The organism is Thioalkalicoccus limnaeus (genome assembly GCF_041197575.1).
Lineage (GTDB): Bacteria > Pseudomonadota > Gammaproteobacteria > Chromatiales > Chromatiaceae > Thioalkalicoccus > Thioalkalicoccus limnaeus.
On sequence record NZ_JBDKXB010000010.1, the window covers coordinates 65,748 to 79,737 of the forward strand.

8 protein-coding genes are annotated in these 13,990 nt (G+C 67.9%); 4 read left to right on the plus strand and 4 right to left on the minus strand.

Features of this window, described 5'->3' with window-relative positions; genetic code table 11:
- The 3 genes from hrpA to ABC977_RS09565 all read right to left on the minus strand — a co-directional run bounded on the left by hrpA (position 1) and on the right by ABC977_RS09565 (position 6,419).
- Positions 1 to 3,906 (minus strand): ATP-dependent RNA helicase HrpA, encoded by a 3,906-nt coding sequence (hrpA, locus tag ABC977_RS09555; protein ID WP_369667026.1) that lies wholly within the window; start codon positions 3,904 to 3,906, stop codon positions 1 to 3.
- A gap of 132 nt (positions 3,907 to 4,038) precedes the next feature.
- Positions 4,039 to 5,406 carry a glutathione-disulfide reductase gene (gene gorA, locus ABC977_RS09560; protein ID WP_369667027.1) on the minus strand — a complete coding sequence of 456 codons (1,368 nt, stop codon included), beginning with the start codon at positions 5,404 to 5,406 and terminating at the stop codon, positions 4,039 to 4,041.
- Between the two features lie 272 nt (positions 5,407 to 5,678).
- Positions 5,679 to 6,419: a glutathione peroxidase gene (locus ABC977_RS09565; RefSeq protein WP_369667028.1), complete on the minus strand. Its 741-nt coding sequence runs from the start codon at positions 6,417 to 6,419 to the stop codon at positions 5,679 to 5,681.
- Positions 6,420 to 6,630: 211 nt separating this feature from the next.
- Between ABC977_RS09565 and mltB the strand changes: the two genes are divergently transcribed.
- The 3 genes from mltB (at position 6,631) to ubiA (ending at position 10,984) form a co-directional block, all read left to right on the plus strand.
- Entirely contained in the window at positions 6,631 to 7,746 is a 1,116-nt protein-coding gene (mltB, locus tag ABC977_RS09570) for a lytic murein transglycosylase B (RefSeq protein ID WP_369667029.1), read from the plus strand.
- A gap of 12 nt (positions 7,747 to 7,758) precedes the next feature.
- A complete protein-coding gene (recG, locus tag ABC977_RS09575; protein ID WP_369667030.1) occupies positions 7,759 to 9,981 on the plus strand; it encodes an ATP-dependent DNA helicase RecG in 2,223 nt (740 codons plus the stop codon).
- Positions 9,982 to 10,078: 97 nt separating this feature from the next.
- A complete protein-coding gene (gene ubiA / locus ABC977_RS09580) occupies positions 10,079 to 10,984 on the plus strand; it encodes a 4-hydroxybenzoate octaprenyltransferase (RefSeq protein ID WP_369667031.1) in 906 nt (301 codons plus the stop codon).
- 109 nt (positions 10,985 to 11,093) lie between these two features.
- Here ubiA and ABC977_RS09585 read toward each other — a convergent pair whose 3' ends face one another.
- Entirely contained in the window at positions 11,094 to 11,372 is a 279-nt protein-coding gene (locus ABC977_RS09585; RefSeq protein ID WP_369667032.1) for a hypothetical protein, read from the minus strand.
- A 231-nt stretch (positions 11,373 to 11,603) separates the two neighbouring features.
- Here ABC977_RS09585 and ABC977_RS09590 point away from each other — a divergent pair, with 231 nt between their 5' ends.
- Positions 11,604 to 13,979: a DEAD/DEAH box helicase gene (locus ABC977_RS09590; protein ID WP_369667033.1), complete on the plus strand. Its 2,376-nt coding sequence runs from the start codon at positions 11,604 to 11,606 to the stop codon at positions 13,977 to 13,979.
- Positions 13,980 to 13,990 lie beyond the last annotated feature (11 nt).

Here is a 13,990-nt window from a genome sequence, read left to right on the forward strand (position 1 = left end):
CTACAAACCGAGCTCACGCCAGCGCGCCTCGATCCGCTTGACCGACACCGGATAGGCCGTGCCGACCTGCTGCGCGAACAGCGAGACGCGCAGCTCTTCGAGCATCCAGCGGATCTCTTCGAGTCGCAGGTCGCTGCGGCCGGCGGCGCGCGCGGCCGCGGCGCGCTCGTTCCAGCGTCGTTGCAGGCCGGCCATCTCGTGCATCCACTCGCGATCCTTCGCCGCGCCGTACGAGAGCCGCTCGGCGCGGTACTCGGCGGCGCGCAGGAACCGCGGGTAGCTCTGCAAGCGTTGGTACGGGATCCCGAGCAAGAAGCCCTTGAAGATCAGCCCGTCGAGCTGGCCTCGCAGATCCTGAACCGACGCCATCCAGTTGATCTGGCTCACGCTCGCCAGCCGTTGGCGCAAGCCCTGGTAGCGATCGAGGGTCTCGCGTACCAGTGTGCAGACCTCATCGAGGGTCGCCGGTAAGAAGGGCCGCCGCTCGGTGAGTCGTTGCAGGAAAGCGGCCTGATCACGCAAGGGTGCCTGTTCATCGACGAAGGTCCGCTCGAGGATCAGCGCGATCAGGTCGTCGGCAAGATCCGGTGCGCGGGTCCGCTCCGCTTCGCCGCTGGGCCAAGGCGCCTTCGCGTACTGAAGACGCATCCGGTCGAGCCCGGGCAGCCGCGCGCGCAGCGATCGAACCTCGCTGGCCAGATGCAGCGCGATCAGCCGCCGCACACCGGCGCGCGTGGCCTGCTCGGCGCGCTCGGCGGCGTCCAGCACCCTGAGCGCGACCTGGTCCCCTTCATCGATCAAGGCCGGGTAGCCGCGCATCCGGATGCCGGCACGGGTCAGCTCGATCGATTCGGGCAGGTCGCCGAAGTCCCAGCGGGTCAGCCCATCCCGCTCCAGGTCGGCGGTCGGGATCCTGGCGAAGGACGCCCGGCCGGCACCGCCATGCTCGCGTTTGATCGCGTTCAGGTCTTCGCCGTGCGCGAGCGTTCGCCCCTCGTGATCGACGAGTCGGTAGTGCATCCTCAGGTGCGGCGGGATCGCGTCGAGATCCCAGGCGTCCTCGGGGATCGCGACCCCCTTGAGCTCTTGGAGCGCCTCGCCGAGTGCCTGGATCAAGGGCCGGTCGGACGCCGTCAGTCGCCGCGCCAACTGGGTCGCGGTGTCCGGGATCGGCACCAGCGAGCGGCGCCAGGTCTTCGGCAGGCCGCGCAGCAGCGCCGTGATGCGCTCGACGAGCAGGCCCGGCACCAGCCATTCGCCCCGCTCGACCGCGACCTGACCGAGCAGCGGCAGGGGGACCACCAGCGTCACGCCGTCACCGGGCTCGCCGGGTTCGAACCGGTATTCGAGCGGCAGCGCGCTGCCGCTGACCGGCAAATGGTCCGGGAAGGCCGCCGCGCTGAGCTCGCTGGTCTCGCGGCGCATCAGATCGCCGATGCCCATGTGCAGACGCTTCGGGTCGCTGGCGCGGATCTGGCGCAGCCAGCGCTCGAACTGGGGCGTCGAGTAGAGGCCGGTCGGGATCCGTTCCGCGTAGAAGGCGTAGATCGCTTCCTCGTCGACCAGGATGTCGCGCCGGCGGGACTTGGCCTCCAGGTGCCGGACGTAGGCGATCAGCTCCTGATTGTGGCGCCAGAACGGGGCACGGGTCGTGAAATCACCGTCGACCAGCGCCGACCGCAGGAAGATCTCGCGCGCCTCGGCCGGATTGATCGGGCCGTAGTTGATGCGCCGCCGCGCGATCAGCGTGATCCCATAGAGGGTGACCTTCTCGTACGCGGCGACCTGGCCGGCACGGGCCTGCCAGTGTGGTTCGGAATAGCTCCTCTGAACCAGATGGCGGCCGACCTCCTCGATCCAGGCCGGTTGGATCCGCGCGACGATGCGCCCATAAGGCCGGGTCGTTTCGACACGTTCGGCGGCCATGATCCATTTCGGGGGCTTCGCGAACAGGGCGGAACTCGGGTGGATCTGAAAACGGCTGCCGCGTGCGCCGAGGTAGCTGCGCGACTCGTCCTTGAAACCGATGTGGCTCAGCAGACCGGCCAGCAGTGCACGATGGACCTCGTCGTAGCCGGCCTCGCTCCGGTTCTCGATGAAACCGGCCGTATGCAGTTGCTCGCGCAACTGCGCATGGGTATCGCGCCATTCCTGGACCCGATTCCAGGACAGGAAATGGCGTTGGCAGAGTTGCCGGAACTTGGCCTTCGACAAATGCTGCCGCTCGCGTTCGAGAAAACGCCACAGGTTCAGAAAGGTCAGGAAATCCGACTCCGGGTGCTGGAAGGTCGCGTGGATCTCGTCGGCGGCCTGTTGTCGGTCCACCGGTCGTTCGCGGGGATCCTGGATGCTGAGCGCCGCGGCGATGATCAAGACCTCGGCCAGGCAGCGCTGATCGATCGCCGCGAACAGCATCCTTGCGATCCGCGGGTCGACGGGCAGGCGCGCGAGCTGGCGGCCGAGCGGTGTCAGCCGGCCGGCTTGGTCCAAGGCCGCGAGTTCTTCGAGCGTGCGATAGCCGTCCTGGATCAGCCGCCCGTCCGGCGGCTCGAGGAACGGGAAGCCCTCGATTGCACCGAAGCCCAGTTGCTTCATGCGCAGGATCACCGCGGCCAGGTTCGTGCGCACCACCTCGGGCTCGGTGAAGGGGGCGCGCGCGGCGAAGTTGTCCTCGGAGTAGAGCCGGATGCAGACCCCGGCGGCGACCCGGCCGCAGCGGCCGCGGCGTTGGTCGGCCGAGGCCTGACTGACCCGCTCGACCGGCAGCCGTTGGACCCGGCTGCGGTGGCTGTAGCGGCTGATCCGCGCAAAGCCCGGGTCGACCACGTAATGGATGCCCGGGACCGTCAGGGAAGTCTCGGCGACATTGGTCGCCAAGACCACTCGGCGGGTCCCGTGGGGCTCGAAGACCCGCGTCTGTTCGCGCGGTCCCAGCCGGGCGTACAGGGGCAGGATCTCGGTCGACGGCGGGTGGCGTTTGCGCAGGGTCTCGGCCGTCTCGCGGATCTCGCGCTCCCCGGACAGGAACACCAGGACATCACCGCGGCCCTCGCGGGCCAGCTCGGCGACGGCCTCGGAGATCGCCGTCTGCATCGCCTCGTCGCGTTCACCGGCGCTATCGTCGTCGGGCGGGCGATAGCGGACCTCGACCGGAAAGGTGCGCCCGGACACCTCGATGATCGGTGCGCCGCCGAAATGCGCGGAGAAGCGCTGCGGATCGATCGTCGCTGACGTGACGATCAGCTTGAGATCCGGTCGGTGCGGCAGCAGGCCCTTCAGATAGCCGAGCAGGAAGTCGATGTTCAGGCTGCGCTCGTGGGCCTCGTCGATGATCAGCGTGTCGTATTCGGTCAGCGATCGGTCGGACTGGATCTCGGCGAGCAGGATGCCGTCGGTCATCAGCTTGACCGCGGTTTCGGGTCGCACCCGATCCTGAAACCGCACCTTGTAGCCGACCAGCGGGCCGGTCTCGCCGCCGAGCTCGGCGGCGATCCGGGTCGCCAGCGTACGCGCGGCAAGGCGGCGCGGCTGGGTGTGACCAATGCGCCCGGTGAGGCCGCGTCCGAGGTCGAGGCAGATCTTCGGCAGCTGGGTCGATTTGCCCGAACCGGTCTCGCCGCACAGGATCACGACCGGATGGCGTTCGATCAAGGCCGCGATCTCGCCGCGCCGGTCGCTGATCGGCAGGTCCGCCGGGTAGTCGATGGTTGGCACCTGGGCACGGCGTCGCGCGAGCACCGCTTGCGACGCGCGCAGGTCCCGCCATAGATGGATCAGGCCCTGCTCGAACGCCTGCCCCCGTCGTTGTCGCTGCTGGAGGCCATGCAGGCGCCGGCGCAGTGCGTCGCGGTCGACCAGAAGGCAGGCGTCGATCTCGGCCGGGTGCGGAAAGTCGGAGGCGTTCAACGGGGCACGGGGTCGGACAGGGGACGGGGTCGTTCGGCCGGCGGCAGCGCGGACTGCCGCGCAGACCCTGGATCGGCCCATGGTAATCGGCGGCTTCGTGCGCGTCGAGCCGCCGAGCCACGGGGCCTTCGGTCATTCGCGCGCTGGGTCCGGGGTCTTCAGCGTCACCAGCTCCTCGGCACTGGTCGGGTGCAGCGCGACCGTCGCGTCGAGATCGGCCTTGGTGCCGCCCATCTTCACGACGACGGCGAACCCTTGCAACATCTCGTCGGTTCCCTCGCCGGCCAAGTGGATTCCGACGACCTGTTGCTGCGGTCCGGCGCAGACGAGTTTCATAGCCGTCTTCATCGGATGTTCGCTGAGCGCGTAGCGCATCGGTGTGAACTCGGTCCTGTATACGGTCACCGCCGGGCCGAATCGCTCGCGCGCCTCGCGCTCGGTGAGGCCGACCTTGCCGACCGGCGGATGGGCGAAGACCAGGGTCGGGATGTTCGTGTAATCGAGGCGCGCGTCGGGACGGTCGCCGAACAGGCGCTCGGCGAGTCGGCGACCCGCGGCGATCGCGACCGGTGTCAAGGGCTCGCGGCCCGTCACATCGCCGATCGCGTAGAGGCCCGGGACATTGGTGTTCTGGTAGTCGTCGACGGGGATCAAGCCGTTCTTGTGGCACTCGACACCGGCCCTGGCGAGCTCGAGACCGGCGCTGTTCGGGCGCCGCCCGACGGCCCAAATGATCGTATCGAAGCCATCGAGGCGTTCACCGTTGCTGCGCAGCAGGGCGCGGCCGTTCGCACCTTGCTCGAGACCGGCGACCTCGAACTCGAGATGGATGTCGATGCCCTGGCGGGTCATGTTGTCGGCCAGCGTCTCGCTGACCAGGTCGTCGAAGGTGAATAGCAAGCGATCTTCCAGCGCGACCAGCGTGACCTCGCTGCCGAGCGCGCGCAGCACACCGGCCAGTTCGACGCCGATGTATCCGCCACCGACGATCGCGACGCGGCGCGGCTGCTCCGTCAATCCAAAGAAGCCATCCGACGTGATGCCGAGATCGGCGCCGGGCATCGGCGGGACGATCGGCGCACCGCCGGTCGCGATCACGATATGCTCGGCGCGGTAGTGCTCCCCCTCGACGGCGATCGTACGCTCGTCGACGAACTGGCCGAGGCCACGGAGGCGTGTGATGCCCAGGTCGGCGGCATAGCCGTCCCAGTAGTCGTTGATTCGATCGATGTAACGGTCGCGGCCGGCGACCAGCGCCGCCCAGTCCAGTCCGTCGAGACGCGACCGCACGCCGAAGCCCGGGGCATCGGCGAGGGCGTGCGCGAGGTTGGCCGCATACCACATGACCTTTTTCGGGACGCATCCGGCGTTGACGCAGGTCCCGCCGAGTTTATGGCCCTCGACGATGGCGACGCGGCGCCCGAGTTGGGCGGCCCGTTCCGCGACGGCCAGTCCGCCGCTGCCGCCGCCGATCGCGATGAGATCGAAGTGCTTCTCCATTGGAAATTCCTATTGAGACGGTCTGTTCGCGGCCGCACGCAACGGCTGCGATGAGGGCGATAGGCCCGACACGGGAAATGTGGGCCGCGCTCGGATCCGGTGGTCGTTCCGGCGCCTCGACGCTTCCAGGTCCGACCCACGGCACAGACGCAGGGACGGCCCCGCGAGGGGGCCGTCAAGTCACGCGCGCTCGGATCGGCACATCAGACGCTCGATGGCCGCTCCCTTGTCTCGGTCCTCGGGCGCGCTAGAATGGCCCGGCGCCGAGGATATCAAGCGGCCTGAGACCCGAGCCAGGCCTCGAGGTCGTCGGACCCACCGATGCGACGTCCGCCGACGAAGATCTGCGGAACCGTCTTGGCGCCGGCCACCGCGCGCAGCGTTTGCTCGGTGTAGTCGCGGTTCAGGACCAGTTCCTCGAATTCCATCTTCGCCTGCTGCAGCATCTCCTTCGCCTTGACGCAGAAGGGGCAGCCGTTGCGCGTGAAGATGGTCACGTCGGCCGGCTTGCTCGCCTGCGGGGCCAGATAACCGAGCATGGTGTCGGCGTCGGAGACCTCGTAGGGGTCGCCTTCGACCTCGGCCTCGATGAACATCTTCTCGATGACCCCGTCGCGCACCAGCATCGAATAACGCCAACTGCGCTGGCCGAAGCCCAGGTGCCCCTTGTCGACCAGCATGCCCATGCCAGCCGTGAATTCCCCGTTGCCGTCCGGCAGGAAGCGAATCGCGTGGGCGTTCAGCGCCTCTTGCCATTCGTTCATGACGAAGGTGTCATTGACGGACACGCAGACCACCTCGTCGACCCCCTGGGCTTGGAAGGTCGGGACCAACTGGTTGTAACGCGGCACATGCGAAGATGAGCAGGTCGGCGTGAAGGCGCCGGGCAGCGAGAAGACGATCACGGATTTGTTGCGGAAGATCTCCTCGCTGGTCAGGTCGACCCATTCATGACCACGGCGGGTCTTGAAGGTGACCTGGGGGATGCGTTGGCCTGTGCGGTCTTCGATCATCGGTACACTCCTATTGTCGTTTGTTGCGCTTTTTCCGGATTCTGTGTCTCGCGGACGGCGATATCCTGATGCCCAACATGGCTATCAGTAAAATGGAATATACTGATTGAGTCAATCGGTTTGCTCGATCGCAGGTGAGCGAGGTCTGTGTTCTCGGCCGGGATTCATCGTACCATCGACATCCGTGGCAACCTTCGATACAGGCAGGACGATGCGCTTGATCCTTCAACCTCTGGCCCTGTTATGCGGTCTCGTCTGGCTGGTCGGGTGCGGCTCGACCGGGACGTCCTCGGGCTCTGGCTCCCCGGTGGTTTCGCCGGCCTCGGCGCAGATCGGGGGTCCCTCTGGGGCCTTCAGCGGATCGGCCGCGCAACAGGCGATGTTCGACCGCCTGGTATACGGCGAGGGTTTCGACCGCGGCGAGCTCGAGCGCCTATTCGCCCGGGTCGAACGGCAGCCTTGGATCATCGAGTTGATGGATCGTCAGGTCCGCCCGGCACCGCCGGGACCGACCGGCGTCTGGACCCGTTACCGTGCCCGTTTCGTGACCCCGGACAACATCAGCAACGGCACCGCCTTCTGGCGGCGCCATGCGACGACCTTGGAGCGGGCCTACCAGCGCTACGGCGTGCCGCCGGAGTACATCGTCGCGATCATCGGCGTCGAGACCCGCTACGGCGGCTATCTCGGCAACACACGGATCATAGACGCACTGGCCACACTCGCGTTCGACTATCCGCGCCGCGCCGACTACTTCACGCGCGAGCTCGAGGCCTTCCTGATCATGGCGCGGGATGAAGGTTTCGATCCCTTGACGCCGCGGGGATCCTATGCCGGTGCGATGGGGCTCGGGCAGTTCATGCCGAGCAGCTTCCACGGCTACGCGGTCGATTTCGATGGCGATGGGCACCGCGACCTGTGGAATCCGGTCGATGCGATCGGCAGCGTCGCGAATTACCTGAAGGGTCATGGCTGGCGTCGCGGGGAGCCGGTCGTGGTGCGCGCGCGGGCCACCGGTTACGCGCCGAGATCGCAGCCCGTCGGGTTCAACACCGGCTACTCGCTGGACCGCTTGCGGGGCATGGGGATCGTCCCGACCGGGCCGGTGGCCGGACAACGGGAGGTCAGCCTGCTGGAGCTTGACATCGGCACCGGCTATGAATACTGGCTGGGCTTCGGCAATTTCTACGTGATCACGCGCTACAACCACAGCACCCACTATGCGATGGCTGTGCATCAGCTCGCCCAGGCGTTGCGGGACGCTCAGGAGGCCGCCGGTCGGCGGGTCAGCCAGCGGTTCGATGAGGCCTCGGTCGAGCGGGGCTGACGGGTCCGGGACATGACGACGGGGCCGGCGTCCGATCGCGCTCGCCGATCGCCAGCCTCGCCCTCCCTTGCCGCGGCGACCCCGACCGCCGGTGCCCGGATCGATGCGCGTTCGAGCCCATGCGCGACCTTTGGGGAGACGGCCTCGTCGCGACCGACGCTGGACCGGCTGCCCGTCGATCGTCTGCGCGGCGTCGGGACCAGGCTCGCGGAGCGGTTGGCCCGCCTGGGGGTCCTGAGCGTTCAAGACCTGCTGTTGCACCTGCCGGTGCGTTATCAGGATCGCACCCGCGTGGTGCCGATCGACCGCCTGCACGACGGTGTCGATGCGCTGATCGAGGGCGTCATCGAATCGTCCGAGCTCAGAACCGCGCGGCGTCGGACCCTGCGCCTGCGATTGTACGATGGATCGGCCCATCTGAACCTGTGTTTCTTCCATTTCTCGCCCCGTCAGGCAGCGGCTCTGACCCCCGGCACCCGCCTACGGTGCTATGGCCAGGTCCGCGCGGGGCTGGGCTCGCTGGAGATGATCCACCCGGAATACCAGCGCCTTGGCGTGGACGAACCCGGTTACTCGGCCGGTGATCTGACCGCTGTCTATCCGATCGTCGATGGCCTGACGCAGTCGAGTCTTCGGTCCCTGATCGCCCAGGCCCTGGAGTGGCTCGAACGGGAACCCGAGATGTTGCCCGAATGGCTTCCGGAGGGGCTGGTCCGCGACCTGAGCTGGCTCTCGCTCACCGATGCGTTGCGGTTCCTTCACCGCCCGCCCCGCGACATCGCGGTCGCGGAGCTGCTCGAGCGGCGCCACCCGGCCCATCGGCGCTTGGCGATCGAAGAGCTCATCGCGCATCAACTGAGCCTGCGGCGCTTTCGCCGACGTCGTCGACAGGGGGTCGCGCCCCGGCTGCGCGCGCAGGATGCGCTGCGACAGCGGCTGATCGAGGGCTTGCCGTTCGCACTGACCGACGCGCAACGGCGTGTCGCGGCCGAGATCGCGCAGGACTTGAGCCAGCCGCAACCGATGCAGCGGCTGCTGCAAGGGGATGTGGGCTCGGGCAAGACGCTGGTCGCGGTCCTGGCGGCGCTGCAAGCGGTCGAGGCCGGCTATCAGGTCGCGCTGATGGCCCCGACCGAGTTGTTGTCGGAACAGCACGCCCGCAATCTGACGGCTTGGCTCGAACCCCTGGGTGTCACCCCGCTGCTTCTGGTCGGCCGCCACAAGGGGCGCGAGCGCGCCAGGTTGCTCGAGCGGATCGCCGCCGGCGATGTCCCGATCCTGGTCGGAACCCATGCTTTGTTCCAGTCCGATGTCCGGTTCGAGCGGCTCGGGCTCGTGATCATCGACGAGCAGCATCGGTTCGGCGTCGAGCAACGGATGAAACTGCTCGAGAAGGGCGCGCGGGCCGGCCTGGTGCCCCATCAGTTGATCATGACGGCGACGCCGATCCCGCGCTCGTTGGCGATGACCCTGTATGCGGATCTCGACCTGTCGGTCATCGACCAGAGTCCGCCCGGGCGGCAGCCGGTGCGGACCGTGGCGATCCCCGACGAGCGGCGCGAGCAGGTCATCGAGCGGGTTCGGCAGGCTTGTCGCGCCGGGCGCCAGGCCTATTGGGTCTGCACGCTGATCGATGAGTCCGAGGTGCTCCAGTGTCAGGCCGCCGAGGAGACCGCGCGGGTGCTCGAGGCGCGGCTGGCCGATCTGCGGGTCGGCTTGATCCACGGAAGGATGAAGGGTCCGGAGCGCGATCGGGTCATGCGTGCGTTCGCCGCCGGGGCCCTCGACCTGCTGGTGGCGACGACCGTGATCGAGGTCGGTGTCGATGTGCCCAACGCGAGCCTGATGATCATCGAAAACCCGGAACGCCTCGGTTTGGCGCAACTGCACCAGCTGCGCGGGCGCGTCGGCCGGGGAGGGGGCGAGAGCCACTGCGTGCTGCTGTACCATGCCCCCTTGTCCGAACTGGCCCGCGGCCGGCTCGGCCTGCTGCGCGAGTGCTCGGATGGATTCGCGATCGCGCGCAAGGATCTGGAGATGCGCGGCCCCGGCGAGGTCCTGGGGACCAGGCAGACCGGGACGATGCGCTTTCGGGTCGCCGACCCGCTCGGCGACGAACCCTTGCTCGCGCAGGCGCAGCAGATCGCCGATCGCCTGCTCGAGGCCCAGGACCATCGGATCGATGCGCTGATTCGGCGTTGGGTCGGCGACCGAGAGCTCCTCGGGCGGGTCTGATGCCTGCAGCCCCGGTGCCGGCTATGTCATAATCGCGTGTGTGCCTGGCCTGCGGATCCGGCCCAATCGTCCTGCCTTTTGCGAGTCATCCGACCAGATGAAGCTTCCCGAAACCCATGTCGGCCAGCGTCCCGCGCCCTTCTGGCGTGACCGGTTGAACGCCTACAGCCGGCTGATCCGCTTGAACCGTCCGATCGGTATCTTCCTGTTGATGTGGCCGGCGCTATGGGCGCTGTGGCTGGCCGGCGAAGGCGACCCGCCTTGGACGGTGGTCGCGATCTTCGTCGCCGGCGTCGTGCTGATGCGCTCGGCCGGTTGCGCGATCAACGATTTTGCCGATCGCGACTTCGACGGTCATGTGACGCGCACCCGAGCGCGCCCGATCGCGGCGGGCGAGGTCTCTCCGGCCGAGGCCGTCGGCGTCTTCGCGCTATTGAGCCTGCTCGCGTTCGCGTTGGTGCTCTTCCTGAACTGGCAGACCATTGCGCTGTCGGTGGTCGCATTGGTCCTCGCCGTCGTCTATCCGTTCATGAAGCGGTTCACGCACCTGCCGCAGCTGTTCCTCGGCGCGGCCTTCGGCTGGGCCATTCCGATGGCCTTCACGGCCATCACCGGGGAGATCCCGGCTTTCGCCTGGCTGCTCTTCGTCGCGACGCTGATCTGGGCGCTGATCTACGACACCCAGTATGCGATGGTCGACCGCGACGATGATCTGAAGATCGGGATCAAGTCCACCGCGATCCTGTTCGGACGGCACGATCGGTTGGCGATCGCGCTGCTGCAACTGCTGATGCTGGCGTTGCTGGTGCTGATCGGGCAATGGGCCGGTCTCGGCGTCGTCTATTTCGCCGGCCTGGTGGTTGCCGCGGCCCTGGCCCTTTATCAGCAGTATCTGACCTGGCACCGGGTCCCGTCGGACTGCTTCAAGGCCTTCCTGAACAACAACTACTTCGGTATGGCCATCTTCGTCGGCTTGGCGTTGGACTACCTGTTGGTCGGTTGAGCGCGCGAGCGGCGCCGGCCTGTTAGGCGATACGGCGGGGCATCCGTGCCCCGCCTCGGCGCCCAGCCGTCCTTGTAGAGCGCCTCGAGCCCGGTCCAGCGTGGCCTGGTTACCGTTGCTGGACGACGCGCCCCTCGTCTGGCATCGCCTCGCGCTGTTCCCTCGCTTGTCGGTTGCCCGTGTTTCGGGTACGGCAATAGCCGGCGACTTCGCGGCCATCGCTCCGCGTATAGCCGCGTGTCCAGCCGCAACCGTCGGTGTCGACGCAAAGGCTTTGCTCCAGGCCCCGGCAAGCGGATTGGGCACCGGCAAAGGAGGGGATGAGGACGAGCCCGGCGGTGAGAAGACCGCCGATGAGGGTGGGGTACAGACGCTTTCCGTCGCGCATGATCGAGTCTCCCTGATTGATCCATCAAAACCCGCCGATTCCATACGATCCTCCGGCGGGCAACTCGACTATAGTCGAAGCTGGGCAACGGGGCAAGACCCATTCGGACCGCCAGGCGCCGGCCTGGAGCCCCGGCCAGGGATCGCCAGCCGACCCCGAAGTCCGCGAGATGGCGTGGCGCAGCCGTGCTAATCTGCGTCTCTTGTGAGTTTGCGAGCGAAGGAGAATCCATTGGCGTCCGCCAGCCCGGGCGAACCGGTCGAACGGCTGGTCGCGCGTCTGCAACGGCGTTATGCGGGGCGCATCACCGGGCAGTTGGTGCAGCCGGCGATCGCGGCGCGCCAGCGGCCCTTGCCGGCCGAGCTGGATCCGCGGCTCGCGCAGGCGCTGGCGGCGCGCGGGATCGGGCAGCTCTACAGTCACCAGCGCGAGGCCTGGGACCGGGTCGCCGAGGGGCGGCACCTGGTCATCGCGACGCCGACGGCCTCGGGCAAGACGCTGTGTTACAACCTGCCGGTGCTCGATGCGGTCCTGACGCGCGGCGTCAAGGCGCTCTATCTGTTCCCGACCAAGGCCCTGGCGCAGGATCAGGTCGCCGAGCTCAATGCGCTGAACCAGGCCGCGGCGCTCGGCATCAAGGCATTCACGTTCGACGGCGATACGCCGGGCGATGCGCGCCGCGCGGTGCGCACGCGCGGCGACATCGTCGTGTCGAACCCGGACATGCTGCACCAGGCGATCCTGCCGCATCACACCAAGTGGGCCCAGTTCTTCGAGGGGCTTGCCTTCGTCGTCGTCGATGAATTGCACAGTTATCGAGGCGTGTTCGGGTCGCATGTCGCCAACCTGTTTCGCCGGCTGCGACGGATCTGCCGCTTCTACGGGGTTGCGCCGCGCTTCCTGTTCGCGTCCGCGACCATCGGGAATCCGGCGGGGCTCGCCGAGGCCCTGATCGGTGACTCGGTCGCGGCCATCACCGACAGCGGCGCGCCGGCGGGTCCGCGGCACCTGCTCCTGTGGAACCCGCCGGTCGTGAATCCGGACCTGGGGCTGCGCGCGTCGGCCCGCTCGCAGACGACGCGGATCGCGCGGCTCGCGGCCAAGGCCGGCCTGAAGGCGATCGTCTTCACGCGCTCGCGGCTGATGGTCGAGGTCATCACCAAGTACCTGAAGGATGTCTTCGATCGCGATCCGCGCCGCCCGCCGCGGGTGCTCGCCTATCGCGGGGGCTATCTGCCGAGCGAGCGGCGCGCAGCCGAGACCGCGATGCGGGCCGGGCGGGTCGATCTGGTCGTCAGTACATCGGCGTTGGAGCTCGGCGTCGACATCGGCGCGCTCGACGTCGCCGTGCTGAACGGGTATCCGGGGACCGTCGCCGCGACCTGGCAGCGCCTCGGGCGCGCCGGTCGGCGGCTGCGCCCAAGCCTCGGCGTGCTGGTCGCGACCAGCGAGCCCCTCGATCAGTACCTGGTCCGGCATCCGGAGTTCTTCTTCGGCGCCTCGCCCGAGCAGGCGCGGATCCATCCCGATCAGCTGTTGATCCTGCTCGACCATGTGCGTTGCGCGGCCTTCGAGCTGCCGTTCGAGGACGGTGAGACCTTCGGCGGCGAGGACCTGCCCGAGATGCTGCGCTATCTGCGCGATCAGGGTCTGCTCCAGCATCAGGGTGGGCGCTGGTACTGGATCGCCGACAGCTATCCGGCCCAGTCCGTCTCGCTGCGTTCGGTCGCCGAGGGCAACTTCGTCGTCATCGATAGCGGCGAGGGCGCCCAGCGGGTGATCGCCGAGGTCGATTACACGGGCGCCCCGGGCACCCTGTACGAGGGCGCGATCTACATGGTGCAGGCGCGGCCCTACCAGGTCGAGCGCCTCGATTGGGTCGGGCGCAAGGCGTACGTGCGCGCGACGCGGGCCGACTATTACACGGACGCGATCGACTACACGCGTCTGAAGATCCTCGACTGCTTCGAGTCGCGCCAGCAGGGGGCCACGACCAGCGCCCACGGCGAGGTCCATCTGGTGCGCCGCTATCCCGGCTACAAGAAGATCCGCTACTACAGCCACGACAACATCGGCTACGGTCGCATCGAGCTGCCGGATCAGGAGCTGCACACGACCGCGGTCTGGTGGCAGGTGCGGCCGGCGGCGCTCGAGGCCCTGCTGCCGGATCGCCAGCAGGCGATCGAAGGCTTCCTCGGCGCCACCTACGCGCTGCATCATGTCGCGGTGCTGCGTGCGATGGCCGAGCTGCGGGATTTGGGCCGCGCCGTCGGCGACGGGCAGGGGACCTGGTTTGCGACGCTCGGCTCCGACGGTCGCGGGCAGTGCCGCGGGGCCGACAACGAGGCGCTCGAGCCGACGGCACTCGGCCGCTTCATCCCGACCCTGTTCCTCTACGACAACTACCCAGGGGGCGTCGGCCTGTCGGCGCCGCTGTTCGACGACGCCCAGATCCTGGTGCGCGATGCCCGGGCGCTGGTCGCGGCCTGTTCCTGTCCAGCCGGCTGCCCGGCGTGCATCGGACCCGTGCTGCCCGGCGACGAGGACCGGGCGCTGACGCCGAAGGCCGCGGCCCTGGCCGTGCTGGGTTTGCTCGATGGGACTTGACGTGAAATTCA

Bases quoted from the DNA above. Each gene is read 5' to 3' on its own strand.
- gorA (WP_369667027.1), bottom strand. From the start codon at position 5,406: ATGGAGAAGCACTTCGATCTCATCGCGATCGGCGGCGGCAGCGGCGGA.
- mltB (WP_369667029.1), top strand. From the start codon at position 6,631: ATGCGCTTGATCCTTCAACCTCTGGCCCTGTTATGCGGTCTCGTCTGG.
- ABC977_RS09585 (WP_369667032.1), bottom strand. From the start codon at position 11,372: ATGCGCGACGGAAAGCGTCTGTACCCCACCCTCATCGGCGGTCTTCTC.
- ubiA (WP_369667031.1), top strand. From the start codon at position 10,079: ATGAAGCTTCCCGAAACCCATGTCGGCCAGCGTCCCGCGCCCTTCTGG.
- ABC977_RS09565 (WP_369667028.1), bottom strand. From the start codon at position 6,419: ATGATCGAAGACCGCACAGGCCAACGCATCCCCCAGGTCACCTTCAAG.
- recG (WP_369667030.1), top strand. From the start codon at position 7,759: ATGACGACGGGGCCGGCGTCCGATCGCGCTCGCCGATCGCCAGCCTCG.